Consider the following 23992-nt stretch of genomic DNA (forward strand, 5'->3'; position numbering starts at 1 on the left):
ACCCCTGAGCTGCCATTTTCGGAGGAGCAATGACAGCAAAATTTTCCAGTCTTTCTGTCCGGGGTGACCTCTTCGGAGGGCTTACCGCCGGAATTGTGGCCCTGCCCCTGGCCCTGGCCTTTGGTGTGGCCTCGGGCGCAGGGGCTGCTGCGGGTTTATACGGAGCGATTGTTTTGGGTTTGCTGGCCGCACTGGCCGGTGGTACCCGAATGCAGATATCCGGTCCCACCGGTCCCATGACCGTTGTTTTTGCAGCCATTCTGATATCCATGGAGGGGAATCTTGCCATGGTTATGGGGGCTGTGTTCGTATGCGGCATGGTTCAGATTCTTCTGGGGCTCAGCCGGGCCGGTGCCCTTGTTCGTTTTATTCCCTACCCTGTGGTATCGGGTTTTATGAGCGGTATCGGCCTGATTATTATTCTGCTGCAGCTGGCTCCCCTTCTGGGAGCACCTTCCCAGTCTTCTCCCACGGGAGCTCTCCTGGCCCTGCCCCAGACCCTGATGCAAATGAATTTTCAGGCTGCCTTTCTCTCTCTGCTGACCCTTCTCATCGTGTTTCTCACTCCCATGCGTATCAGCCGCATCCTGCCCTCTCCCCTTGTGGCCCTCATTGTGGTGACTCTGGTCTCCATGGCTGCCGGTTTCCGGGTGCCGGTAATTGGTGAAATCCCCATGGGACTTCCGGATGTGGTTTTTCCCGTTTTTTCCTGGGAAACCATTAAGCCTGTGGTTCTTGCGGGTATTACTCTGGCCCTTCTGGGAAGCATCGACAGTCTGCTCACGTCCCTTGTGGCGGATTCCGTGACAGGTACCCGCCATAACTCCAACCGGGAGCTTGTGGGCCAGGGGCTGGGAAACAGTCTCTGCGCCTTTGTGGGTGGACTGCCCGGAGCGGGAGCCACCATGCGCACGGTGGTCAATATCAAGGCCGGTGGCAGTACCCGCCTCAGCGGAGTTACCCATGCGGTGTTTCTTCTGGTCCTTTTGATGGGAGCGGCCCCCCTTGCCCAGAATATTCCTTTGGCCGTTCTGGCCGGTATTCTCGTGAAGGTGGGGCTGGATATTCTGGATTATCGTTTTATCAAGCTCTTGAAAACAGCACCACGGGATGATCTCATGGTCATGACCGTTGTGTTTGTGCTGACGGTTTTTGTGGATCTCATCATAGCCGTAGGCGTAGGGGTTCTGTTTTCCATGGCCCTGATTACCAAAAGGGTCAGCAGCCAGGCCAGAGTGAGCCTCTGGCCGGAGGATGAAAGTGCTACCAGCCGCATGCAGGGTGAGGTCCGGGTGCTGGAGATTCAGGGGGCATTTTTCTTTGGCTCCACCAGCCGTCTTACGGATAATGTGGATCAGGTGCTGGGAACCAGGGTGATTATTTTCAACTGCAGCCGCATACCCTTTATTGATCTTAGCGCTGTCTTTGCTCTGGAAGAAACCATAGAGAGGCTGAAGGCATCCAGAATCACTTCGCTGGTGGTTATGCCTCCGAAAATACGGGCCCAGCTCATCGCTTTGAATCATGCAGGCCTGCCTTCCCAGATTCTGTTTCCCGACCTTAAATCCGCACTAATGGAAGCAGAAAATTTTACAAAGCCTGAAAAAACGAAAAAAGCGCTGGTACCCGGCGCAAAAATTCTGCTTGTGGATGATGAAAAAGACTTTACGGAAATGCTGTCTCTTCGGCTGGAGGAGAGGGGGCACAGGGTATGGGTGGCCCATGACGGCATGGAGGGGCTGAATCTTCTCAGGGAGCAGCCTCAGGATGTGGTGGTGCTCGACTTGCGTATGCCGGGAATGGGGGGGCTTGAGGTACTGGCTCAGATGAAAAAAGAGTTTCCTTTTGTGGAGGTGATTCTTCTTACGGGTCATGGCAGTGAAGAGAGCGCTGTTCATGGGATGCGCATGGGGGCATTTGATTATTTGATGAAGCCTGCGGAGTTTTCACAGCTTCTGGATAAGATCAAGGCCGCTCGCAGACGTAAGGTTGCTCAGGAGGACAGGATCCGTCAGGCAGAAATGCTTCTTTCTCTGCCTTCGGCGGTCCGCCCTCTGAACGAAGAAGAGGAGACGGAGGAGGTCCGTGCTGTGAGATAATGGTTTTTGTATCCTTATGAAGCGGCCGACCGGAAAGCCGGACAGGTAAGCTCCCTTTTTTCACTGCGAAGAAAGGGAGCTTTTTTTATGGATTGCAAGGCCTGGCTACCCGGGATCTCTATCAAAATTCCGGAAAGGGTCCATTTTGAACGTATGGGTGAAAAAAACAGGTTTGCCCAGCGAATCAGTAAAAAAACGGGGAAAAGGCCTGATTGGAGCTTTTTATTTTGCATATTAGCCTTAATTCCGAAATTCTTGGACAAAAGACATGGTAACATGGTAGATCTTTTTTCATTTCATTTATCATTTCAGGATGCATGTGTTGCTATGTATTTGATTTTTTTCTTTTTTAAGAAAGGATGCCATGAAAATCCCCATGCCCCTTGCCCCTGTGCGGGCAGCCCATGGATGCCCCTTAGCCTCGGGCAGGATCCATGAATCAAGTTTCCCTCCCTGGTTGATGAGCCTTTACCCCGCAGTACAGAGATAAGAAGTGCCTGAGCTAAAACCGCTTTTTTTGCCCCTTTCGTCAGGCGGAGAATGTATCCCATGGAATCGGATGGGAACCCTTGATGCGCTAAGCAGAAAAACAGGGTATCGCACAGAAAACACCGTCGGATCCATTTCCCGCCTCCCTTGAACGGAACAAAAAATCCTGGTTTTCATCCGGGCACCCTTTACCCTAACTATATGGATAAGGATTCGGAGAGAATACCATGAACAGAAGTTTTTCCATTACGGCCCTCAGGGGTGACCTCTTTGGCGGACTTACCGCCGGCATTGTGGCCCTGCCCCTGGCCCTGGCCTTTGGTGTGGCCTCGGGAGCAGGGGCTGCCGCAGGTTTATACGGAGCCATCATGCTGGGCATGATGGCTGCCCTTTTCGGGGGAACGCGGACCCAGATATCCGGTCCCACCGGTCCCATGACCGTTGTGTTTGCCTCCATGCTCCTTGCCGTTGGCGGAGACCTTGCCATTGCCATGTCGGCGGTGCTCATTGCCGGGCTGGTGCAGATTATCATGGGCTGCATCAAGGTGGGCGGGCTGGTCCGTTTTATTCCCTACCCCGTTATTTCAGGGTTTATGAGCGGTATCGGCATTATTATTATCCTCTTACAGATAGCACCTTTTTTGGGAGCCGGACCCAAAACCTGCCCTTTTACGGCTATCCTTGCCATGCCGGCAATCATCATGGCTGTTAATTTTCAGGCACTGGTGCTCGGTGGACTCACGCTCCTGATTGTTTTTCTTACGCCCATGCGCATCAGCCGCATTATCCCATCCCCTCTGGTGGCCCTTATCGCCGTGACCCTGCTGTCCCTTGGCATGGGATTTCAGGTTCCTGTCATTGGAGAAATTCCCCTTGGGCTTCCTGCGTTCATTATGCCCACCTTCTGCCTGAATACGTGGACCACCATCCTCGTTCTGGGTGTTACCCTGGCCCTTCTGGGAAGCATAGATTCCCTGTTGACAGCTCTGGTGGCAGATTCGGTTACGGGAACCCGCCATAATTCCAATCGTGAGCTTGTGGGGCAGGGTATCGGCAACATGCTTTGCTCCTTTGTGGGAGGTCTCCCCGGAGCCGGTGCCACCATGCGTACGGTTGTCAATATTAAAGCGGGGGGCAAAACCCGTATCAGCGGAGTTACCCATGCCCTTTTCCTTCTGGTCCTGCTTCTGGGGGCCGCTCCCCTTGCCACCCATATCCCCATGGCTGTGCTGGCGGGTATTCTGATCAAGGTAGGGGTGGACATTCTGGATTATCGTCTACTGCGGCTGGTGAAAACGGCCCCCCGCACAGACCTTACGGTGATGGGCGTGGTGTTTGTCCTTACGGTTTTTGTGGATCTCATTATTGCCGTAGGAGCGGGTGTGATTCTTTCCATGGGGATGATTATTCACCGTATGGTTCTGCAGGCAAACTTCAGGCTGTACTCCACAGATCATGACCGCTCGGATGCCATGGAAGGGCGTGTTCGTATTCTGGAAATATCAGGCCCTTTCTTTTTTGGTTCCATGAGCCGTCTTGTGGACGAGGTGGATGGGGTTCTGGATACAAAAGCGGTTGTCTTTGACTGTCGTAAAGTTCCCTTTATTGATCTTAGTGCCATTTTTGCCCTTGAGGAGATCTTGCTGCGGCTGAAGGATTCAAAAATCAGAACCTTTGTGGTGCTGACAAAGGAGCTCAGGGACCAGCTGGTGGATCTTCATGACAGAGATTTACCGGAAGAGATTTTATTTGAAGATTTTGAAGTGGCCATGGAAGAAGCCCGTATCATAGCGCAGTAAGTAAAAGAACCGGTATCCCTCAGGAGGATGCCGGTTCTTTTGGTTGGAGGTTTTGCCCTGTGGAGGCCGTATGTTAATTGCCGCGGATATAGGGCAGTGCAAAGGTCATGGTTGCCGTATAACTGATGCTTTCACATTGTTTGGCTTTTTCTCCTGTGGCGGGGAAGGAGCGGCTGGCCACCATGATCCATGGTCCGTAAAAGGTTTCCAGGCTGAGTTTTGCTTTGCCTTTGCCATCCGTACGGGTTTTGACGGCCTGGGCATTGGGTGCCACAAGGCTGGTCGCCGTAACCTCGTAGTCCGCAGCTGTTTTTCCGTCCACAAGTACCTGAACCTCAATGCTGTCTCCGGGCTGCAGGCGGTTGGGATTGACGAGGGGGATGATTTCCACCCTGTGTCCTATGGGAGTGACAAAGGGATTGGAATCCGGTCCATCCAGGGGCAGCGTCTTCTGGGGCAGGACGGATACCAGGGCTTTGGCATATTTTTCATAATAGACCTGATGAAAATTTTCTTTTCCTTCCACGGGACCGTAAAAGGCCGGTTTGGTTTCTGCCGCAAAAACCCTTGCTCCGGCGGTGTCCATATCAACGCGCATGGCCCTGAATCCTTCACTTCCCACTTCCATGGGAATACGGGTTCCGTCGGGCTCAATGCGTTCCATTTTTCCCCATACACGATCGGAAATAAAATCCGCCACAGGATAACTGTGTCCCCAGCCCAGATACACAACGGTTTTTGCCCGGGGTGTGGGGGCATATTTTGCATGTTGCCATAGCGCTGGTGTGTAGTCTGTCATGTTCAGCCACAAATCATGGGCGGAGGCCTGTGAAGCCAGCATCCCCATCCCGATGAAAAAGCCTGCCATTATTTTCGCCAATTTTTTCTTCATTTTGATTCTCCTTTTTTGGTTTAACGAAAAGTCGAGTTCTGCCTTGGTTAGTCCTTTGTTTTCCATGTGTCAATGTTTTTTAGGCTTGTAAAAGAATAGCTTTACAAACTTAAAGAATCTTTACAAAAAAATATTTTAGACAAAACGTAATTTTGCCTTGACTTCATGCGGCGGCCTTACTAACTCTGGCCGGATCAAAGGCCGTATTTTTGAAATGGAGACAGGGATGACAGGAGCATATTGGACAGATAAACCATCGCCGCGAAGAGTGTACAGACCAGAAAAAATGGGAAATTACCTTCTGTGCGGTCTGGCGGGCTTTTTTTTCTTTTGCTTCGCTCTGCCCACCCTTCTTTTGGCAGATCCGGGATTTCTCTGGCTGGAGCCAGGTCCTGAGATGCAGCGACGTATGGGGAGAGAAGGAACCGGAACGGGCATGGGACGGGGCGGTCAAGGCGATAAAAGCGGGGGAGCCCATGGGCCTGCTGCTGCTCAGCCGATGCAGGATGCTGACCGCAAGGCGGAAGGAAGGGAGGATGGTGCTTCGCGCGATGGACAGGAAGGCCCCAGACAGGGGCCGCCCCCCGGTGCCGGTCACTCTTCATCCTCTTCCGGTGAAAAGCGGGCTGCCATGTCCCTGCCTGTTCACTATACCCTGCGGCTGGGCTGGCCCTCCGGTGATATCCGCACGGATCAGCGGCTCCTGCAGGCAGAGGCTTTTATTGTCAGGCCCGATGCCACGGAAGAGAGGATGATTCCGGTGGAAGAGGGGCGGGGGGCTGTCCGTATCCGTGATGCCGCCCTTACGCAGGGCACCTACCATGTCCGGGCGTTTTATGAGGAAGAGGATGGGAGCACACGATACCGGCTTTTTTATCAGGTATTCAGCCGTAACCCCGGGTATCCTCCGGGGCCGTCCGGTGACGGGGAAAAAGAAGCCGTTCCGCTTCCCTCCCCCTGGTTTGCCATTGAAGACCTGAGCCCGGATCCTGGCAAAAATTATGCAAGAATTCACCGGAAGTTTACCGGTGATTTTCTGCCGCTGAGGGTGAGTCTTGCTGGTGAGCCGGTAGCAGACCTTGCCATAACCCTGACCACGGCGGATGGATGGCAGCAGACGCACCATACGGATGAAAAAGGTGAAGTCGGTTTTCATCTGATCAAGGAGCGGTTTCATGATGAAGGCGTTCGAAAGGGTCCTTCTTTTTATTATGTTACGGCAGAAATCCGGGAGCAGGCGGATGATTCGGAGAATCCGGGCGAGGTGCTGCGAACGGGGCTGGCACTGATGGTGTACCCCACGCCCCTGGACTGGGAAAGCAAGGCCGCTGGCTTTTACGTTTTTATGGGTGTCTCCGTCGCTCTGGGCTTTGGAACGGCCATACGCAGATGGCGAAGGCGTGGGCGGTGGATCTGAGCTTGTAGATTTCTGATGGAAAAGCATACGGGCATGGCCCGAAGCGGGCACGAAGGAGTGCGTTTCATGCGTGTTGATCATATCCGACTGGTGGTGCAGGCTTTTTGCTTTGTTTTTCTCATGTACGGTGGGCTTGTGGCACTTTCCATTGGTAATGCCCTTCCCACCATGGCCTGTATTTATGTGGAAGACCGGGCAGGTTCTTGTTTTTTATACCCTTTTCAGCGTTTTCTGTCCATGCCGTGGGGGGCCCTTTTCGGAAGTGCTCTGACCGGTTTTCTGGTTTATCTGGGAACTTTTTTTCTCTGGGCCTTTGTTCTGGGCAAGCTGTTTTGTGGCTGGATCTGTCCCCTTGGTTTTCTTCAGGATTTACTTACCCGATTGCGGGAGAAGGCGGGTATCAGAGGAGCCCGTTTTCGCTGGGCCACCAGGGATCGTTTTCAGTGGGTGAAGTATGCCTTGCTGGTGCTTCTCATTGTCCTGCCCATGGGCATTGGCAACAGTCTTGCCGGACTTCCCCGTTTCACGGGAGATCTTGCCGTACCCTTCTGTCAGATTTGTCCCGGCAAACCCCTGCTCCCCGTTTTTCACGGAGACACCAGTCATTTTATTATCGATTTTTCCAGCATAACCAAGGTGATTCTTACTACCCTTTCCATGGTGATTGCCGGTCTGTTTCTCGTGGGCAGTTTTGTGAAAAGGCGGTTTATCTGTGCATTCTGTCCCATGGCGGCCCTTTTGTCTTTGTTTGACCGCATCGCCTGTACGGATCTTCATAAAAAGGGTGATGCCTGTACGCGCTGTGGCAACTGTTTTCGCGCCTGTCCCATGGAAATTCGGGAAATAGCCGATATCCGGGATAAAAAACACATGGTGACCCAGGATTGCATGCTTTGTCTGCGCTGCATTGAGGTTTGCCCGGAGGATAAAGCCCTTTCAGCTACCTTTCTGGGTTTTCCTGTATTTTCCGCCTCTGCGGATGGATTTTTGAAGCGTCAGGCCGTTATAGGGAGGCAAGGTGTTGCACCCGAGGGTGACGAGCTTGCCAGGGAAGGTAACAGTCAATGAAAATGAAAGATGGGCAGGAGGGGAAGGCCAAAGACCGGTCTTTTTTTCTGAAAAAGGGTCTGAAGGCAGTTCCTGCGGTGGCAGGAAAGTTTTTGACAGCTAAAGGAAACGCACCGGCGGAAGGAATGAGGAAAAAAAGGAATGAAGAGCGTGTGGCCAAACGACTTTCCCTGCATTTGGGTATGACGGTACAGGAAATTTTTGACGGCATTGCCCTTGAAACCAATCGCCCTTCTGCCATGGCACCCTTTGATGCCCTGTTCCGCAAATTCGGTACGGATCCGGCAGGTATTCTGCCGGGCAGTAAAGTGAAAAAAATAGGCGTGTACTGCATGGCTGTGCCGGAGGAGCTGATTTATGCCGCCGGAGCTCTCCCCGTGCGTCTCTGTGCTGGCAGTGCGGACGCCGTGGAAGCGGGGGAAGGCCTTTTTCCCGATGTTTCCTGCCCTATGGTCAAGGCTGCCACCGGGTTTACCCATACCGGTGTTCTTTCCATGTACAGGGAGTGCGATCTGGTCATTATCCCCACCACCTGTGACTGGAAGGTCAAACTCGGAGAGCTGATCGCTCCCTATGTGCCGGTGATGATGCTCAGCGTTCCCAAGCTGAAAAGCGCGGAAACGAGCCGAAGGTTCTGGTATGGAGAAATCCGGCGTCTGGCCCTTACCCTGGAAAAAGTCACGGGCCGAAGGATTACCCGCTCCCGGCTGCGTTCCGCCATGGAGCTTATGCATGATGCCCAGCAGGAGTTCCGAACGTTTCAGAATCTGCGTAAGAATGATCTCTGTCTGATCCGGGGCCGGGATGCGGCTGCGGCTGCCAATGCCTGGTTTTATATGGAGGCCTCGGAATGGACAGGGTATATGCGGAATCTGAATGAGGAGCTCATGGAAAGAAACATAAGGGGTGTGGGAACGGCACCTGGGTCAGCTCCCCGTATTCTCCTGACGGGTTCTCCTGTGATTTTTCCCAACTGGAAAATTCCGGATCTCATTGAGAATGCAGGCGGTGCCCTTACCTGTGATGAACTGTGCAGCTCGGGCCGTCTTTTATGGGATATGGCCTGCATTGATGAACCTCTTTTTGACGATATGCTGGATGCTTTGGCCGATCGTTGCCTGCTGCCCTGTACCTGTCCGGTGTTTACGGATACGGAAGATCGCAGAAAGCGCCTTTTTCGTATGATTGAAGATTACAGGATTGAAGGTGTGGTGCACCATGTGCTCAAAGGCTGTCATCCCTATGATATGGAGCTACGGCCGCTGGAGGCGGAGCTGGCGGCGGCCGGGGTTTCTCAGCTTAAAATCGAGACGGACTACAGCCCTGAAGATACGGAACCTCTGCGAACCCGTGTGGAAGCCTTTGTGGAAACCCTGAAAGGCAGGCGTCTCCGCATGGGAAAAAAGACAGCTCCCCCTCCCCTGGCTGCGGCATCGGGGAAAAAGGGATTCTGATATCAGACGTTCTGCTGCCCTGGGCAGTTTGCGTCTGTTGACTGTGCAATGCAAACTCATTGCGAAAGGAGAGGCCAATGGACCTTTATCTGGGTATCGACATCGGTTCCACCACCACGAAAATTGTTCTGATGGATGAGGAAGGTCTTATGGGAAGCCGGGTGCAGCCCACGGGCGTACACTGCGGGGATACGGTGGAAAGGGCTCTGCAGGATCTTCTTCACGAAACGGGCCGGAAGCGGGAAGACATCCGGAAAACCGTTGCTACAGGCTATGGACGCAGGCTTATTCCCTTTGCCGATGAAGTGATCAGTGAGATTACCGCCAATGTCCGGGGAACCTCATGGAGCTGCTCCGGACTGGATGGCCCGGTACGCACCATTCTTAACATCGGTGGGCAGGACAGCAAGGTAATTGCTGTGGACAGCTTTGGTGTTACGGAAAACTTTGCCATGAATGACAAGTGTGCCGCCGGAACGGGCCGTTTTCTGGAAACCGTGGCCCGTATTCTGGAAATGAATATGGCAGACCTTGGCCCCCTTTCACTGGAGGCGGAGATTCCCCTGAAAATCAATGCCACCTGTGCGGTGTTTGCGGAATCGGAAATCATATCCCTCATTGCCCGTAAAAAAGCGCCTTCGGAGATCGCCGCAGGAGCCCATTATGCCATTGCAAGGAGGCTGGTTCGTATGGCCAGAAGGGTTGGCATCACGGAACCCGTGGCTTTTGACGGGGGGCCTGCCCTGAATAAAGGTCTTGTGAAAGCCATAGAAGATGAGCTTGCCGTGGATATCCATGTTCCCGCATGGCCGCAGATCACAACGGCCATCGGTGCGGCTCTTCTGGCAAGGGATGCCCATATGGCGGCGGCAGCATGAGTGGATTGCCCTTGCTTCCCCTTGAGTTTCCAGCCCTTTTTCTGGCTGGGCTGGCCTTTGGTCTGGGGATTTGCAGCACTTCCTGTCTGCCCCTTGTGGGAACCTGTATTCTGGGTAACAGCCGCAGCCGTGGAGATGGGCTGGCAGCGCTGTTGAGCTTCAGTGGCGGCAGGCTCCTTACCGCTGCTCTGCTGGGAGCTCTGTTCGGAGGAATGGGGCAGGCAGCCATGGCCTGGCTGAAGACTCCCTCCATGACACTGGCTTCCGGGGTTCTTACGGTGGCCGCTGGTATTTTTCTTGTTCTGCGCCCCCGATGTGGCGGATGCAGAAGTCGTGGAAGAAACAGAACGCCTCCCTTGATGCTGGGCCTGGCCAGCCCACTGGTACCCTGCCTACCCTATGCCGCCATGATGGCGGCAGCGGCGGCAACGGGGTCGCCTGTCAGGGGAGCTGGTGTTGCCTTTGTTTTTACCCTGGGAACCACCCTCTCTCCCCTGATTCTGGCCTGTGTGGCCATGGGCTGGATGGGGGCGGGCATTGCCGCCAGAATACCGGAACAGATCCGGGGTTTTTCCAGGGCTGCGGGAGTTGCCGTTATGCTGTTGGGCATGAAAACTCTGTGGCTGGGCTTCATGATGGTCTGATGGACGGTGTCTGCAGAATGGTGGCATGGAGTGTATGCATATCGGCCATAGTGAGGGATGAATGCCGAAGGGGGCGCTGCTTTCGATCGGAGAAGGAAAACCGTGGACATTTTTTTGCCCTTGCCTAAAACTTTAAGCCTCTATTTACCCTGGGGGGACTGCCCGGGTGAAGCAAGGCTGAAGAAGATATATCATTCGTATCATCTAAAAAATGAGGAGGCGGAATCATGCAGGATCGAAGTATCCGGAAGCAACTTTTTCTTGTCCTGACAGCGGGCTGTTTTGCTCTGCCGGTTTTTGCCGGTACGGGCATGGAGAGCGAACTGGAGCAGCTTGTGGTCAGTGCCAGCCGAAGTGAGCAGCGGGTGGAAGATGCCATCAGTCAGGTTTATGTGATTACGGCGGCGGATATTCAGGCCCGTCAGATTCAGACAGTTCAGGGCTTGCTGCGGGATATCCCCGGAGTTCAGATTACTCAGAGTACGGGTTCATGGGGCAATGGCGGCAATGTGCAGCTCATGGGGATGAACCCGGATCAGACCCTCATTCTGGTGGATGGTCAGCGCTTCACCGGTGGGCACGGCAGTGTGGATATTTCTTCCATTCCCGTGGAAAACATTGAGCGCATCGAAATCGTCAAAGGCCCCGGTTCCGCTCTTTATGGCTCCGACGCCATGGCCGGTGTCATTCATATCATCACCAAAAATGCCGCCAGTGGAGTACAGTTCCGGACGGGCCTTGCGGCGGGCAGCCGGAATCGCTCCCTTGCCACAGCAGGAGTAGAAGCAGGTGGAGAGCGCATGGGAACACGGCTTGATTACAGCCGTACGCGTACAACGGGTGTGGACAAGGATGAAGATACGGTGAGTAATGAAAGTATTACCGCCAGTATTCACTATCAGCCTATGGACAATACCACTGTACGCCTGCAGCCTTCTTTTTCCCGCCAGACCAATATGGTGACGGGTGAAGCCGACCGTGTGCAGGAGCGTACGAGGCTCAACGCCAGCGCGGATGTCCGTCCGGATGCCCTTTCCCGCATCAGTGTCCGGGGGAGCTATTTTGCCCATGACCATAAAAAAAAGGATCAGAGTTTTGATTCTGTGACAACCCTTTATGAATTCGAGGGCGGGTACTCTCGGATGGTAGGGAGGCATCACCTGAGTGGCGGGTATGCCTATCTCGGCGAGTCTGTGGATGATAAACAGAAGAATCTTCTTACTGATTCTCAGGATACCCACGGCGTTTATCTGCAGGATGAAATGGATTTCGGACGCATTTCCATAACCATTGGCGGGCGCATGGATCACCATGACGAGTGGGGTACGGAAGTGCATCCCAGGGCCGGAGTTCTGTTCAGAGCAAGTGAAAAGCTTCGTTTCAGAGCTTCGGCGGGTACGGCATTTATGGCGCCTACCCTTTTGAAACTCTATGCCGATGGGTGGCGGATGGGGCCCTGGACCATGCTGGCCAATCCGGATCTGAAACCGGAAAAATCCCTTTCTTATCAGGCAGGGATGGACTATCAGGTCCATGAAAGTCTTTTGGTGCGGGCAGGTATTTTTCGTAATGAAATTGATGACCTTATTGAAACCGTAAGGAATACCCAGGCACGGACCATGACCTACCGCAATGTCAGCGAAGCGGTCACCCAGGGAGTGGAAACCACCCTGACATGGCGTCCTGTCCGGGCCTTTAGTGCCACCCTTGGTTATACATGGACGGACACGGAAAATAAGGAGACGGGAAAAAGCCTTACGGACCGGCCGGAGCATAAGGCCAGCCTGGATCTGGATTATCACCTGATGCATCCGGATCTTCGGTTCCGTCTCTCCACAATCTGGACAGGGGAACGGGATTACGAGGAAAATGGTATCCGGAAAACCCGCAGCGACTATACACAGATGGATCTGGCCCTTACCTGGAATCTTACGCCGAATCTGGAGCTTTTTACCCGTCTTGAAAATATGACCAATGAAAAAGACGTGAGTGATGAGCTGGACATAGACGGCACGGAGTGGATGATGGGCATGAATTTCAGATTCTGAACAGATGCCATTGCTTCAACATACGGGGCTGCAGAGATCCATGGGACAGAGTCTGTGGCGTTTTTCACAGGCTCTGTTTTATTTTCAGGGCAGAAAAACGTGGATATTTTCTGGTTGCAGCATTCTGGAAAAACGTTCCATGGGGTCGGGTCTGGACATCCAGAAGTCCATGACATGAAAAAGAATTTTTTCCAGATCCTCGGCACTGTACAGACCCGGAAGTGGCAAGCCCAGGCGGGGATGGCGGCCGAGACGTCCTCCAAGAAGTACCCGGAAGCCTTTTTCAGCAGTCAGAAGCCCTCCATCCCTGCAGGTTGTGATGCAGATACCGCCGTGCATACAGCGCTTTCAGGATATGGATGCCGTCTGTATTAAGGCTCAGGGCCTTGTCCGGGCAGGCGTGGATGCAATGGCCGCAGCGGGAGCAGTCCATATCCGCCACACGAGGCCGACAGAGGGCAAGGATACCCATATCCCGGATCTGGGGCTGGGTGCAGCCATTGGGACAGCCGGCTATGGCAACCCGGAACTCGTGATGAGTGCGCAAAGATCCCCGGATACGTTTTGTAAGAAAGGACAGGATATCCCGTTGGGCAAGGCAGAAGTCTAATCTGGCGGCCAGTGTTTCCGTTTCTCCGGTCCGGCGGGGACATCCGCCGGAAGCAAGGCAGGTTTCCACTTTGTAACCCCTTATCATTGTTTCCTGACTTGTTGTAAAAGCTTTTTGAGTGAGATGGAGATCCCCTATTCTCATGGAAATTCTGTCATTTTGGGCTGCCGCGACCTCCGTGTAGCCCTTTCTTTTTTTTCGTACCGGTGTTTTTTCAAGGTTTTCCATGGCATCCCTGTCTCAGGTAGGTGTGGTGTCTTTATGCTGTCTCATTTCTGTCTCCTTCCGCCGGTCAGGCAGCCAGATAGATGCGTATGCTGAAGAGAGCTCTGCTGGCAGAACATGATGAAGGGTTCGGTTCAGCCTGTCCTTGACGCAGATCAGGAACCGGCTGAAAAAAGCCGGAGATAAAGAAAGGACCTCTGAATTTCCTATCCTGTTTTTTGTCGAAAGGCGGGATGTGGGGCATGCCGCACGGAGGGGAGAGCTGCCAGCCGTGCGGATGTATTGTTTAGGGACCGGGAGGGGGCAGCACAAGGGAAGAGAGTGGTGGGAAAAAAGCGGGTTGGTGGAAGTCCGGTTGATCGCCTCCCGTGGGAAAGGCGCAAAGGTAACGGCGCTGTTCTGCCGGTCCGTGGATGGCAAAGGCATTGGCCCCCATCAGGGGCAGCGGCAGGTAGCGGAGGAGGATTCGGGCTTTCCCCTGCCATCGTTTATCCTTTACTACGGATTGAAACTCCATGGGGATGTGGGCTTTTTCCAGGCAGCGTATGCCTTTCAGCAACAGAACGAGGTAATGGCCATGCGGCCCCATTTCAATTTCCATGTAGCGGCCGTTGTCGGAAACGAAAAAAAGTTCCACCACTTCATACTCCCAGAGCCTGTCCGTGCTGCCCGGTGGGGTGGCCGGGGCCGGATCTGCGAAATAAGGAGCATCCGTCCAGATGGAAAGACCGTGCGAATCTATGGAAAACTGGATTTGTCCCCTTTCTTTTTCCGGAATGTTCCTTCCCTGCCAGTCATTTAGAATATCCAGTCCGTATGGCATGATGGTTTCTTTTCATGGATATTTGGGTTCAGAAGCCTGTGCGTATACCCGGCTCCGGATAGAATTTCATGATGGTTTTCTGAAAATCCTTCATGTTGTCGAGGTAGGCAATGAATATATGGGTTTCCGGTTTTCCATAGCGATCCCACAGAATCGTTACAACGAGGAGATCGTTCTTGTGTTTCCAGACCAGCGTAGGGCCGGGTCCATGGACGGAGGCGTTGTCCAGTATGCGGGGTTCGCCGTACCGTGTTTTCAGGTCGCTGACAATGGCTTCTCCCCTGCCGGGAAGCCGCAGAAAAAGGGACATGGGCTGATTGGTGTAGGCCGAAAAAACAAAATGGATATTTTGAAACGGAACATTTTTCTGATGCGCGTATCGGTAGGTGAGCTTCAGGGTATTGGAAGCAATGGGATCTCTCAGACGATTTTTTTCAAAGAAGTCATGGAGTGGCTGTGTTTCCGGAAAATGGGTGGCAAGCCAGCCTCTTCGAACAAAATCCAGATAAACGGGGGTGAGGTTTTCCAGTCTGTGCTGTCCCAGAGCTTTTTTCAAGGTGCGAACTTTTTCTTTGGTAAGAATGGTGTTTTCACCAACCTCGAAAAAGGTAAAGCTTTCAGATGGTATCTGCTTGGCTTTTCTGGGGATGCTGATGTTGGACTGATTGAGAAAAATAAGCAGAAAGGAGCCGACAAGGATGGCGATAAGAAGAAAAAATAAAAAGATACGGTATTTTTGAGGAATCAGCTCTCTCATTTTTTTACGCCCTTCATAAAACATAGGTAGCAATGTGGCACAAATTGTTTTTGTATGGTGTCAAAATGTGCATCCGGTAACTCTGGCAGCCCTGCCCTGCTGAAGCTTATGACCACTGGGCTCTCAGCCCGTTCGTTATGTCTTTTTTCTGGATTCTGTACGATCAGGGTCTTGCCAAAAGGCCCTTTTTCCCAATTTTATTTTTTAAACTACCATATTTCTCGGAAACCGGCGATTTTGTAAAGGGTCAATGTCAAATAATTTTCTGGCCAACCCCCTGGGCATTTCGTTTTGTGCAGACAAAAGACCTCTCTTTGCAACAGGCGATGTCCGCCTGACTCTGTGAGCCCCTTTGCCTTTTCCCATGGCTGCCGGTTTTTTAAAGAGAATAAGTGATCTGGAAGCCGTTTGTCGGCAGGGATGGGTGACCATGAAACTTGGCGGTGGCAGGTTCCATAAAAAAACGGTCTGCCCGTGGGGAGCAGCCGTTTTAAGGGAAAAAAGTGTAACCAGAAAAAGGGTAGAAAGAGGCTGGATGGTTGTTTTTTGCAGGGAGTTTATCCAGCCGGCAAGTTTATCGTCAGGGTTTCAGAGCCCGTTCTGCATCTTCATTAGAGCTGTAGAAGTTCGGTTTAACCTGTTGCTGCTGCAGGCTTTTTCCCAGATCCTCCCTGAGGGAGAGGCTGGTGGTATAGCGGGTGACGCCGGCATAGAAATGCTCCATAAGGCGGTTGACCATATTGGCATAACTACCCATCAGCTCGGGCTTGATGGTAAAGTTTTCATAGTTGATTATGGCATCGACCCGTTTTCCCAAGTGGGAGAGGTGTTCGGCAACAAGGAATTCAATCCGGTGAACATCACGGATTTCTTTGATACTGTAGTTTTCAAAATTTACGTAGAAGCGGTTTTTGTCTGCATCATAACGGAATCGTTTTTCAAGGGGGGTGCCTGTGGTCGTTGTTGTCATGGGAACCTCTCTCTGGTGAAGGGTCTGTTCTGGGTACCGGAAAGAATACCGGGCAAGAGTCTGATTCAGTGCTGGACTGGAGTCCCGGAAAGGGATGTTGAGGGTCTGTGGTGTGAATGTTGTTTATTATATTAAACGCAATAAGGGAAGGGATCAAGGAAATTTCAGCATCCTGAGGAAAATATGAATGATGGCGGTATTTCAGGATGCTTCCGGAGAAAAAATGAACCGCTCATACATTTCTTCGTTAAAACCGACGATCAGCCTCTTGCGGAAGATCAGGGCCGGAGCCCTGAGAGTGCCGCTCGGACCAAGGATTTTTTGTAAGAAATTATCTTTTTCTGCATCTGTTGTTTCAAATACCTCGTATTGTTTGCCGGAGGCCACGGCTATACAGCAAAGATTCTGGATCATGGCCTCCAGCCCGGCACCGTTTATTTTGGTTTTACGGGCATCTTCCATATGCGGAAGGGAAAAACCGCTGGCCCCGATCACGTCGAGGGCTTTCTGGCAGGTTTTTCAGCCTTTGCGGATGTAAGCCCACGGTATATTCATGAACGTTCCTCCTGTTCCGGGGATGCTTCGGTTTTGTTGTCTGCTTTTACGGTAAATTCCGGGCGGATGAGGCTCATGTTTTTCATGGTCTGTTCCCATAGTTTTTTTCCCATATCTCCGCCGGGAAATACAATTTTCATGAGTTCCTTGGGATCTTGCGCCGCTTTGACTCTTTTTTGCAGATCTGTCATGATTTCTTCATGAAAACTTCTCACATCCGGCAGTCCCATGGCTTCGCGTATTTCTTCCGGGCTTGCTTCAATGGTAATATTGATTTTCATATATGTTCCTCTTTCTCTATGCCGGTGAAGGGGGAACAGAGGATCTCTGCTGTTGCGGAGTCTGTTATACAGCCGCATCGGGTGCAGCCAACTGTGGCAAGGAGCGATTCTCTGATTGTCATCAAAGAATATAGCATGGGACTTTGAGGTATGCAGCCCCGTTTTTTCAAAACAACGGAAAAAAAAACATGGCCATTTTCCGGGAATTATTTTTTTTATTTTCTGGTCCTTGGTATCTATTTCCCCTTTTTCCCCCTTTATTGTCATCACATAGGGTTTTCCGAAAAGGAAGTGGGAATCATTTCGGCTGTAAAAACATTTACGACGGTTTTTTTTCCCTTGGGCTGGGCGCTGCTGGCGGACCGCTTCCGCCTGCAGCGAAGCGTTTTTTTGTTGTGTCACTGCACGGCCACCCTGATCTGGTGCGCTTTTTTTTTCACAGACTCCTTTGTTCCCATGGTGCTTATCATGGGAGCGTATGGCTTTTTCCATTCCCCTGTCATTGGCTTTACGGAATCCTTTACCGTCCATTTTCTTGGTGGGAATAAAACGGGCTACGGAAAAATCCGGGCATGGGGATCTGTGGGTTTCATTCTGGCGGTGTGGAGCGGCGGCATGCTGCTGGATATATGGTCTTCGGGGATGGTGCTTTGGCTCATAGGCTTGGGAAGTATGGCCGGAGCCATGGTTGCCTTTGGTATGCCCGTATCACAGAACAGGGGGGTTCGCATAAGCCGGAAGGACCTGCAGCCGTTTTTTTCTGGAAACGGAAGCCTGTTTTTATGGGTCTGTTTTCTCATGCTCATGAGCCATGGAGCCTATTACGGTTTTTTTTCCATTCATCTTGCCGACGCAGGCTTTTCCGGATCTTTTACGGGGTTTGCCTGGGCCCTCGCATCCTTTGCTGAAATTGGTGTCATGCTGGCATCAAGGCGGCTTTTCTCCTTTTTTCCTTTAAAAAGTCTGATTCTTTTTTCTTTTGCCGTTGCTGTTCTCCGCTGGACACTGCTGGCTTTTTCCCTGAGTGCTTCCGTCATCCTGTTCAGTCAGCTTTTACATGCCGTTACCTATGGCGTTTTTCATATGACAACCATATTGTATATGGATCAACTTGTGACTTCCGGTGCGAAAACCATGGGACAGACCGTGCTGAATGCAAGTTCCTACGGACTGGGACTGATGGCAGGGTATATGGTAGGCGGATGGGGTTTTGCAGCTATGGGATCCGGCATGTTTCTGGTGAGTGCCGGGATGGCGCTGGCCGGAGGAGCCTTTGCGGCAGCTCTGAAGGCTTCGGATCAGCCCATCCGAAGCCGGGCTTGACCGGCAGCAGCAGACAGTACAGGCCGTGGCTGCATTGTCTGTTGCCCACGGTTATTCAGGACGCATGGAGGCTGGAAAAGTGTTCCATGAGTTCGGAACGGCACAGAATGGCAGAGGCATGCGGTACATGGGAACGGATATGATCAAGCCCCCCTTCTTCCCGGTCAACGAGAACAATGACCCTGCATACGTCAAGGCCCGTTTCCCGTGCCCGCTCAATGGCCTTGACAGTGGATCCGCCGGTGGTGGCCACATCATCAATGATGACCACCCTGTCTCCGGGGTGAACGTCTCCCTCCACCCATCGGATAAGGCCGTGATCTTTTTGTTCCTTTCGTATGGAAAAGGCCTGAATGGGTCTGCCCAGCAGGCCGGATGCAAAAGCGGCGGCCATGGCCACAGGATCCGCACCAAAGGTCAGCCCGCCTATGCCACGGGCTGTCATGCCCTTGAGTTCTTCCATGATCAGGTGCCCGATGAGATACATGCCGTGGGGGTCCAGTGCCGCAGGTTTGCAATTGATATAAAAGTCGCTTTTCTTTCCTGAAGCCAGGGTGAAGACAGGCGTAGGTGCCACCTGAACGGATTTTTTACATAAAAGATCCATGAGGGCTTTTTTCATGGCGTCGGGTCTGTTCAGTAAAGTCTGTACATTCATCGTTCAATCCATTCTGATGGTGGATGAAAGCCCCTGTGGTGCGGGCTGTGTCAGGATCCGTATCTGACGGGTCGTGACCATAGGGTTTCCGCATTTACGCAGCACAGGCCGGAAAGGGATTGCAAGACTTCTGCCGGACTGAAAGAAGCCTTGGGGTTGGGGATCCGGCAGAGGTCTTCAGCGAAAAAAACCGTTGGGCGGCACTTCCCGCAGAAGAATTCATACCATGAAGCCCTGATCAGGGTCAACGAAGGGAAGAGGGATTCCGTCCATGAAAAAGACCGGATTGAAAGCCTTTAACGGGCTGGAAAGTCAAATAAAAAAATGTGTTTTGTGGTACAGAAAAAGAAAATATGATAAAAATTTCTAGAGAATAAGCGGATAGAATGGCAGGTGGTTCTGCACTTGCTTTGACTCCGTTTCATGGAAGGCCAGATAGCAGATTCTGGCGTGAGATCAGGGGGCAGAAGCCCTTGTACGGTTTGTATCCGCACCCGGTGCACCTTTTCCGTCAGGCTCTCCGTGTCACCGGCATCTCATGTAAGAGCGGAATGGAAAGATGTTTTTTTGCCGTTTTTTCTGCGGTGAACGGGCAGAAAATGAAGGATAACAATTTTCCTGTAGCCGTTTGCCGGATGCAGGATGGTGAAAGGGATGCGCCCCTCCATGGCAGATTTTTCTAAAAACCTGATTGTCCGCATGTTTGATGTGTACAAAGCGTACGGAAAAACCTCCGCTCTGAAAGGTGTCTCTCTTGAGATTGCTGCAGGGGACATTGTTTTTATTACTGGACCAAGTGGTGCGGGAAAGTCCACACTCCTGAAGTTGCTTTACAAGGCAGAGCTGGCCAGTCAGGGGCAGATCCTTGTGGACGGGTTGAACCTCTCCCGCATCGGAGCAAGACAGCTGCCCGAACTGAGGAGGCGCATCGGTGTCATTTTCCAGGACTTCAAGCTGATTGCAGGTCGTTCCGTTTTTGACAATGTGGCCCTTGTGCTGGAAGCTGCCGGTGAAAAGCCGAAAATGATAGAGAAAAAGGTCATGAGTGTGCTCAGGACGGCAGGCATAGAGGAAAAGGCAAGGGTTTTTCCCCCGTCCCTTTCCGGCGGAGAGCAGCAGCGGGTGGCTGTTTCCCGTGCGGTTGTGGGCTCTCCCCGGCTGATCCTTGCGGATGAACCGACAGCCAGTCTGGACCCTCAGTCCGCGGAGCAGGTCATGCAACTTTTGGAAACCTTTCATGGAAAAGGCGCAACCCTTGTGATTGCTACCCATAACCGCCGCATGATTTCCCGGCTGAAAGGTCGGGAAATACGGCTTGAGGGGGGGGCTGTCGGGGTTCCGGAGGATTTCTCCGGGGAAAAAGCGGAGGAATGCTGATGCAAAAAGATCTGTGGACACGGCACGTCCGCCATGCAGTCAAAGATATTCGAAGCCATCGTTTTCTTCATGGAATTACATGGGTTACCATTGTTTTGTCCGTCATCTTATCCGGGACCTTCACGCTTTTTGCTTCCAATGCAGCCGATGTGATCCACTCATGGAAAGCTGGTGTGCGTGTGATGGTTTATCTGGATGGAGGGCATACAGAGCAGGACCGTCTGCGCATTCATAACAGACTCAGGGAAAATGAACTGATTTCTGAAATCAGGTTTATACCCAGGGAGGAAGCTCTGCAGGCCCTGCGTTCCCGCATGCAGCGGCATGCGGCTGTGTTTCAGAATCTTCCCGAAAATCCCCTGCCGGATGCTTTTGAACTCAGGGTGCGTGCCGATGGCAGCAGCTGGGAGCTTGTGGAAACCGTGGCCCTTTTTGTGGAAAAAATGGAGGGAGTTGAAGAGGTGGAGTACGGAGGGCAATGGGTAGGCCGTTTTCTTCAGATTATCGGCATGCTTCGACTGGCAGCTCTCGGTATGGGCGGACTCTTTTTTCTGATTTCCGTTTTTATTGTGGCCAATACCATCCGGCTGGCGTTTTATTCCCGCAAGGAGGAAGTGGAGATCATGCGTCTTGTGGGGGCGGAAGAAAGCTTCATCAAAGCCCCCTTCTATATTCAGGGGCTGCTTCTGGGGTTTTTCGGGGGGCTTGGGGGGATGCTGGCACTCTTTCTCAGCTATGTTACCCTCACCTTCCGCATGGATGCCACTTTTTCGGCCCTTACCTTTGATTTTTCCTTTCTTTCATTGCAGACAGCCGCTGCCATGGTTGGAGTTTCCTCCCTGGTGGGATGGATGGGCGCTTATCTTTCCTTTCGTCAGGAAGTCAGTGAATGAGAGCCTGGGTCTGTTTTTTCATACTGTGTCTGTTGATGGGGTCAGGGGAGGCAGAAGCCCGGCAGATGGTGCGCGTGGAGGTGGACCGTCTTAACCTGCGCCGTGCACCGGATCGCAATGCACCTGTTATCATGGTTCTTTCCCGGGGAGAGCAGGTGCCGGTACTGGAGGAAAAAGATGGATGGGTTCGGGTGGCTGTCGGTACCCGGGAGGGGTATCTCAGGGACCGTGCCATTTACATCCAGCGGATAGCGGCGAGAGAAGACCGGGAAATGGAAAGTGCACGGCAGGAGAGAGAGGCCGTGGCCTCCAGAATAAGGGAACAGCAGAGTCTCTTGAGCCGTTACAGGGAAAGGGAGACGGATGTCATTGCCGGTCTCAATGCCATTGACCGTACATTGAACGAGGTGAATGCCCGTCTGCAGGCTATCCGCAGGGAGCAGGACGGTCTCCTGGAGCAGCGGAAAGCAACAAGGGAAGCCATGGCCCGTCTTGAACGGGAAAACCTGGAAAAAAAAGATATGGTAGGCAGGCGTCTCACCGCCCTGTATAAGCTTGAGGGAACAGGCCGCATGGCACTTCTGACCTCAACGGACACGATTTATGGGTTTTCTGTGCACAAAAAGGCGCTGGAGAAAGTGCTTCAGCTTGATGACCGTATTCTTGCGGAACAGGCCCGCCGCATAGAGGAGCTGACCCTGTTGGCCACGCGTCTGAAAAATGAGGAGCAGCGCATAGCGGATGCGGCGCAGAGGGCTGCTGACCAGCAGAGGATCCAGAGGGCGGAAAAACAGAAGAGGGAGAGCCTTTTGGCAGACATCCGAAGCAAGCAGAAACATGGTCTTGCTGCTGTGGCTGCCCTGGAGGAAGTGAAGGTAAAGCTGGACCAGACCGTAGAAAAGCTGGCCAGAAGAAGAGTCGCTCCTTCCCAGCCTTCCGGACCCTTTATCAAATTCAAAGGCTTGCTTGATATGCCGGTGAACGGTACAATCATTTCCCGTTTCGGGTATAAAAGAAATCCGGAACTCAATGTACAGACCTTTCAGAGTGGTATCGGAATACGGGCAGACCGGGGAGAGCCGATCCGGGCTCTTTTTTCAGGCACGGTTATCTACGCGGACTGGTTTAGCGGCTACGGGAATATGCTGATCATTGACCACGGTGACCATTACTATTCCGTATATGCCCATGCCGAAGAATTGTTCAAGAAAACAGGGGATGGTGTGGAGCGCAATGAGGTGATTGCAACGGTTGGGGATGCGGGCTCCCTGTCCGGATCCATGCTGCATTTTGAAATCCGTCAACAGGGAAAGCCGGTGGATCCCATGCTTTGGGTGAAAAGCGGTTAGCCTGCCTTCTATTCCTTGAAATGACCACGATCTGGCCTCAGGCCAGGAAGCAACCAGGGAGTCTTCATGCCTTTAAAAATGTCAGGAAAGCGTTGTTGTATGGTGGCAATCGGTATTGTCGCCCTTGTTCTTGTGGGTACTGCCGGTTTCCATAAGAATGTTGCCGCAAAGGGAAGTGCGGAAACATATAAAGGCCTCAAGGTTTTCAGCGATGTGATTGAGGAAATTGAAGCCAATTATGTGGATGAGGTAAAAACAGAAGATCTGATCCAGAAGGCTATTCAGGGTATGGTTGGCAGCCTGGATCCCCATTCCGCCTTTTTGCCTCCGGAAGCTTTTGAAGAGTTGCAGATGGATACCAAGGGAGAGTTCGGCGGTATCGGTATTGTCATTACGACCAAGGATGGTCTGCTGACGGTCATCTCTCCCATAGAGGGGACCCCTGCCTTCAAAGCGGGCATAGAGGCGGAAGATGTGATTGCAGAGGTGGATGGCGAATCCACAAAAGACATGATGCTCTGGGAGGCGGTGAAGCGCATGCGTGGACCCAAGGGGGAGGCTGTGGAGATTACGGTTTTCCGCAAAGGAGTACCTGAACCCCTTGAGTTTACCCTTATAAGAGACCTGATTCCCATCGAAAGTGTGCGGTATGCGGTATTGCGGCCTGGTTATGCCTATGTTTGGGTAACGAACTTCAGGGAGAGTACCACCGAAGATTTGAAAAAAGCCATTGCTGAAGTAAGGCAGGGAGAAAATCTCAAGGGACTGGTTCTGGATCTTAGGGCCAATCCGGGAGGATTGCTGGATCAGGCCGTATCCGTTGCCGATTTTTTCCTTGAAAGCGGAGATATTGTTTCCATTCAGGGCAGAAGCCATACCAATCCTCAGGTTTTCAGGGCAAGAAAGCGGGGAACGGAACCGGATTATCCCATCGTTGCCTTGATCAATGCGGGTAGTGCCAGTGCTGCTGAAATTGTTGCCGGAGCCCTGCAGGATCATAAGAGGGCTGTGATCCTGGGAACAACATCCTTTGGTAAAGGTTCCGTGCAGACCGTGCGTCCTCTTAAAGATGGGTACGCCTTAAAGTATACCATTGCCCGTTACTACACACCTTCCGGTCGATCCATTCAGGCGGAGGGAATCATTCCCGATATCCGGGTACCCCATGGTATGCTGGCAGAGGATACAAAAGATGATGAGCGCATGCTCCATGAGCGGGATTTGCGTAATCATATTGAACGAAAGAAAACAGAAGAGGCAAAAAAAGAAGAGCCGGCCCCCCTTGTCTCTTCCGGATTGAATTATGAAAAACTGATGAAGGATCAGCAGGTGATGCGAGCCCTGGATATTCTGGTGGGCTACGGTATTTTTGGTAAAAAGTAG

General features: G+C 52.4%; 23 protein-coding genes. 14 read left to right on the plus strand and 9 right to left on the minus strand.

All coding sequences use genetic code 11. The annotated features are described in order from the left end of the window. The first annotated feature begins 29 nt into the window (after positions 1–29). The 3 genes from OOT00_RS08390 to OOT00_RS08400 all read left to right on the plus strand — a co-directional run bounded on the left by OOT00_RS08390 (position 30) and on the right by OOT00_RS08400 (position 4387). On the plus strand, positions 30–2099 hold the full coding sequence (locus tag OOT00_RS08390; protein WP_265424872.1) for a SulP family inorganic anion transporter: 2070 nt from the start codon (positions 30–32) through the stop codon (positions 2097–2099). 87 nt (positions 2100–2186) lie between these two features. Then, positions 2187–2537, plus strand: a complete 351-nt coding sequence (locus tag OOT00_RS08395; RefSeq protein WP_265424873.1) for a hypothetical protein — start codon at positions 2187–2189, stop codon at positions 2535–2537. A 278-nt stretch (positions 2538–2815) separates the two neighbouring features. After that, on the plus strand, positions 2816–4387 hold the full coding sequence (locus tag OOT00_RS08400) for a SulP family inorganic anion transporter (protein WP_265424874.1): 1572 nt from the start codon (positions 2816–2818) through the stop codon (positions 4385–4387). A gap of 73 nt (positions 4388–4460) precedes the next feature. Here OOT00_RS08400 and OOT00_RS08405 read toward each other — a convergent pair whose 3' ends face one another. Beyond that, positions 4461–5279, minus strand: coding sequence for a DUF4198 domain-containing protein (locus OOT00_RS08405; protein WP_265424875.1), 819 nt, complete (start codon positions 5277–5279; stop codon positions 4461–4463). Positions 5280–5505: 226 nt separating this feature from the next. On the opposite strand from OOT00_RS08405, the gene OOT00_RS08410 reads away from it, so the two are divergent. From OOT00_RS08410 to OOT00_RS08435, 6 genes are all read left to right on the plus strand, one after another. Continuing rightward, complete coding sequence (locus OOT00_RS08410) at positions 5506–6696, plus strand: hypothetical protein (RefSeq protein ID WP_265424876.1); 1191 nt, start codon at positions 5506–5508, stop codon at positions 6694–6696. A 66-nt stretch (positions 6697–6762) separates the two neighbouring features. Then, the gene (locus OOT00_RS08415) at positions 6763–7764 is read left to right on the plus strand and encodes a 4Fe-4S binding protein (protein ID WP_265424877.1); all 1002 of its coding nucleotides are present in this window, start codon (positions 6763–6765) and stop codon (positions 7762–7764) included. After that, complete coding sequence (locus tag OOT00_RS08420) at positions 7761–9218, plus strand: 2-hydroxyacyl-CoA dehydratase subunit D (RefSeq protein WP_265424878.1); 1458 nt, start codon at positions 7761–7763, stop codon at positions 9216–9218. Before OOT00_RS08415 ends, OOT00_RS08420 begins: the two co-directional genes overlap by 4 nt. Positions 9219–9295: 77 nt before the next feature. After that, on the plus strand, positions 9296–10096 hold the full coding sequence (locus tag OOT00_RS08425) for an acyl-CoA dehydratase activase (protein WP_265424879.1): 801 nt from the start codon (positions 9296–9298) through the stop codon (positions 10094–10096). Beyond that, a complete protein-coding gene (locus OOT00_RS08430; protein ID WP_265424880.1) occupies positions 10093–10740 on the plus strand; it encodes a sulfite exporter TauE/SafE family protein in 648 nt (215 codons plus the stop codon). The genes OOT00_RS08425 and OOT00_RS08430 overlap by 4 nt, the downstream gene beginning before the upstream one ends. A gap of 227 nt (positions 10741–10967) precedes the next feature. After that, on the plus strand, positions 10968–12788 hold the full coding sequence (locus OOT00_RS08435) for a TonB-dependent receptor plug domain-containing protein (RefSeq protein WP_265424881.1): 1821 nt from the start codon (positions 10968–10970) through the stop codon (positions 12786–12788). A gap of 84 nt (positions 12789–12872) precedes the next feature. Here the strand turns inward: OOT00_RS08435 and OOT00_RS08440 are convergent, their stop codons facing one another. From OOT00_RS08440 to OOT00_RS08470, 7 genes are all read right to left on the minus strand, one after another. Further along, on the minus strand, positions 12873–13127 hold the full coding sequence (locus OOT00_RS08440; protein WP_265424882.1) for a hypothetical protein: 255 nt from the start codon (positions 13125–13127) through the stop codon (positions 12873–12875). Further along, positions 13072–13626 carry a hypothetical protein gene (locus OOT00_RS08445; protein WP_265424883.1) on the minus strand — a complete coding sequence of 185 codons (555 nt, stop codon included), beginning with the start codon at positions 13624–13626 and terminating at the stop codon, positions 13072–13074. Before OOT00_RS08445 ends, OOT00_RS08440 begins: the two co-directional genes overlap by 56 nt. Before the next feature lie 283 nt (positions 13627–13909). Next, positions 13910–14446, minus strand: a complete 537-nt coding sequence (locus OOT00_RS08450) for a DOMON domain-containing protein (protein WP_265424884.1) — start codon at positions 14444–14446, stop codon at positions 13910–13912. 28 nt (positions 14447–14474) lie between these two features. Next, the gene (locus OOT00_RS08455) at positions 14475–15203 is read right to left on the minus strand and encodes a hypothetical protein (RefSeq protein ID WP_265424886.1); all 729 of its coding nucleotides are present in this window, start codon (positions 15201–15203) and stop codon (positions 14475–14477) included. 580 nt (positions 15204–15783) lie between these two features. Beyond that, on the minus strand, positions 15784–16173 hold the full coding sequence (locus OOT00_RS08460; protein ID WP_265424887.1) for a hypothetical protein: 390 nt from the start codon (positions 16171–16173) through the stop codon (positions 15784–15786). Positions 16174–16374: 201 nt separating this feature from the next. Then, positions 16375–16668 carry a hypothetical protein gene (locus OOT00_RS08465; protein ID WP_265424888.1) on the minus strand — a complete coding sequence of 98 codons (294 nt, stop codon included), beginning with the start codon at positions 16666–16668 and terminating at the stop codon, positions 16375–16377. Between the two features lie 56 nt (positions 16669–16724). Further along, positions 16725–17009, minus strand: a complete 285-nt coding sequence (locus tag OOT00_RS08470; protein ID WP_265424889.1) for a DUF6489 family protein — start codon at positions 17007–17009, stop codon at positions 16725–16727. Between the two features lie 150 nt (positions 17010–17159). Here OOT00_RS08470 and OOT00_RS08475 point away from each other — a divergent pair, with 150 nt between their 5' ends. Beyond that, a complete protein-coding gene (locus OOT00_RS08475; protein WP_265424890.1) occupies positions 17160–18332 on the plus strand; it encodes an MFS transporter in 1173 nt (390 codons plus the stop codon). Positions 18333–18387: 55 nt separating this feature from the next. Here OOT00_RS08475 and pyrE read toward each other — a convergent pair whose 3' ends face one another. Then, positions 18388–18990 (minus strand): orotate phosphoribosyltransferase, encoded by a 603-nt coding sequence (gene pyrE, locus OOT00_RS08480; protein ID WP_265424891.1) that lies wholly within the window; start codon positions 18988–18990, stop codon positions 18388–18390. 666 nt (positions 18991–19656) lie between these two features. Here pyrE and OOT00_RS08485 point away from each other — a divergent pair. The 4 genes from OOT00_RS08485 (at position 19657) to OOT00_RS08500 (ending at position 23992) form a co-directional block, all read left to right on the plus strand. Continuing rightward, a complete protein-coding gene (locus OOT00_RS08485) occupies positions 19657–20367 on the plus strand; it encodes a cell division ATP-binding protein FtsE (RefSeq protein WP_265424893.1) in 711 nt (236 codons plus the stop codon). Continuing rightward, on the plus strand, positions 20367–21260 hold the full coding sequence (locus OOT00_RS08490) for a cell division protein FtsX (protein ID WP_265424894.1): 894 nt from the start codon (positions 20367–20369) through the stop codon (positions 21258–21260). Before OOT00_RS08485 ends, OOT00_RS08490 begins: the two co-directional genes overlap by 1 nt. Next, positions 21257–22609, plus strand: coding sequence for a peptidoglycan DD-metalloendopeptidase family protein (locus OOT00_RS08495; RefSeq protein WP_265424895.1), 1353 nt, complete (start codon positions 21257–21259; stop codon positions 22607–22609). Before OOT00_RS08490 ends, OOT00_RS08495 begins: the two co-directional genes overlap by 4 nt. A 66-nt stretch (positions 22610–22675) precedes the next feature. Further along, entirely contained in the window at positions 22676–23992 is a 1317-nt protein-coding gene (locus OOT00_RS08500) for a S41 family peptidase (protein WP_265424896.1), read from the plus strand.

The organism is Desulfobotulus pelophilus (assembly GCF_026155325.1).
Lineage (GTDB): Bacteria > Desulfobacterota > Desulfobacteria > Desulfobacterales > ASO4-4 > Desulfobotulus > Desulfobotulus pelophilus.

What these genes read in the sequence shown, in the direction of transcription:
- OOT00_RS08485 (WP_265424893.1), top strand. Translation starts at nt 19,657, where the DNA reads ATGGCAGATTTTTCTAAAAACCTGATTGTCCGCATGTTTGATGTGTAC.
- OOT00_RS08455 (WP_265424886.1), bottom strand. Translation starts at nt 15,203, where the DNA reads ATGAGAGAGCTGATTCCTCAAAAATACCGTATCTTTTTATTTTTTCTT.
- OOT00_RS08395 (WP_265424873.1), top strand. Translation starts at nt 2,187, where the DNA reads ATGGATTGCAAGGCCTGGCTACCCGGGATCTCTATCAAAATTCCGGAA.
- OOT00_RS08415 (WP_265424877.1), top strand. Translation starts at nt 6,763, where the DNA reads ATGCGTGTTGATCATATCCGACTGGTGGTGCAGGCTTTTTGCTTTGTT.
- OOT00_RS08410 (WP_265424876.1), top strand. Translation starts at nt 5,506, where the DNA reads ATGACAGGAGCATATTGGACAGATAAACCATCGCCGCGAAGAGTGTAC.
- OOT00_RS08490 (WP_265424894.1), top strand. Translation starts at nt 20,367, where the DNA reads ATGCAAAAAGATCTGTGGACACGGCACGTCCGCCATGCAGTCAAAGAT.
- pyrE (WP_265424891.1), bottom strand. Translation starts at nt 18,990, where the DNA reads ATGAATGTACAGACTTTACTGAACAGACCCGACGCCATGAAAAAAGCC.
- OOT00_RS08430 (WP_265424880.1), top strand. Translation starts at nt 10,093, where the DNA reads ATGAGTGGATTGCCCTTGCTTCCCCTTGAGTTTCCAGCCCTTTTTCTG.
- OOT00_RS08500 (WP_265424896.1), top strand. Translation starts at nt 22,676, where the DNA reads ATGCCTTTAAAAATGTCAGGAAAGCGTTGTTGTATGGTGGCAATCGGT.
- OOT00_RS08470 (WP_265424889.1), bottom strand. Translation starts at nt 17,009, where the DNA reads ATGAAAATCAATATTACCATTGAAGCAAGCCCGGAAGAAATACGCGAA.
- OOT00_RS08405 (WP_265424875.1), bottom strand. Translation starts at nt 5,279, where the DNA reads ATGAAGAAAAAATTGGCGAAAATAATGGCAGGCTTTTTCATCGGGATG.
- OOT00_RS08400 (WP_265424874.1), top strand. Translation starts at nt 2,816, where the DNA reads ATGAACAGAAGTTTTTCCATTACGGCCCTCAGGGGTGACCTCTTTGGC.
- OOT00_RS08390 (WP_265424872.1), top strand. Translation starts at nt 30, where the DNA reads ATGACAGCAAAATTTTCCAGTCTTTCTGTCCGGGGTGACCTCTTCGGA.
- OOT00_RS08475 (WP_265424890.1), top strand. Translation starts at nt 17,160, where the DNA reads ATGCAGCCCCGTTTTTTCAAAACAACGGAAAAAAAAACATGGCCATTT.
- OOT00_RS08440 (WP_265424882.1), bottom strand. Translation starts at nt 13,127, where the DNA reads ATGCACGGCGGTATCTGCATCACAACCTGCAGGGATGGAGGGCTTCTG.
- OOT00_RS08460 (WP_265424887.1), bottom strand. Translation starts at nt 16,173, where the DNA reads ATGACAACAACGACCACAGGCACCCCCCTTGAAAAACGATTCCGTTAT.
- OOT00_RS08450 (WP_265424884.1), bottom strand. Translation starts at nt 14,446, where the DNA reads ATGCCATACGGACTGGATATTCTAAATGACTGGCAGGGAAGGAACATT.
- OOT00_RS08435 (WP_265424881.1), top strand. Translation starts at nt 10,968, where the DNA reads ATGCAGGATCGAAGTATCCGGAAGCAACTTTTTCTTGTCCTGACAGCG.
- OOT00_RS08495 (WP_265424895.1), top strand. Translation starts at nt 21,257, where the DNA reads ATGAGAGCCTGGGTCTGTTTTTTCATACTGTGTCTGTTGATGGGGTCA.
- OOT00_RS08420 (WP_265424878.1), top strand. Translation starts at nt 7,761, where the DNA reads ATGAAAATGAAAGATGGGCAGGAGGGGAAGGCCAAAGACCGGTCTTTT.
- OOT00_RS08445 (WP_265424883.1), bottom strand. Translation starts at nt 13,626, where the DNA reads ATGGAAAACCTTGAAAAAACACCGGTACGAAAAAAAAGAAAGGGCTAC.
- OOT00_RS08425 (WP_265424879.1), top strand. Translation starts at nt 9,296, where the DNA reads ATGGACCTTTATCTGGGTATCGACATCGGTTCCACCACCACGAAAATT.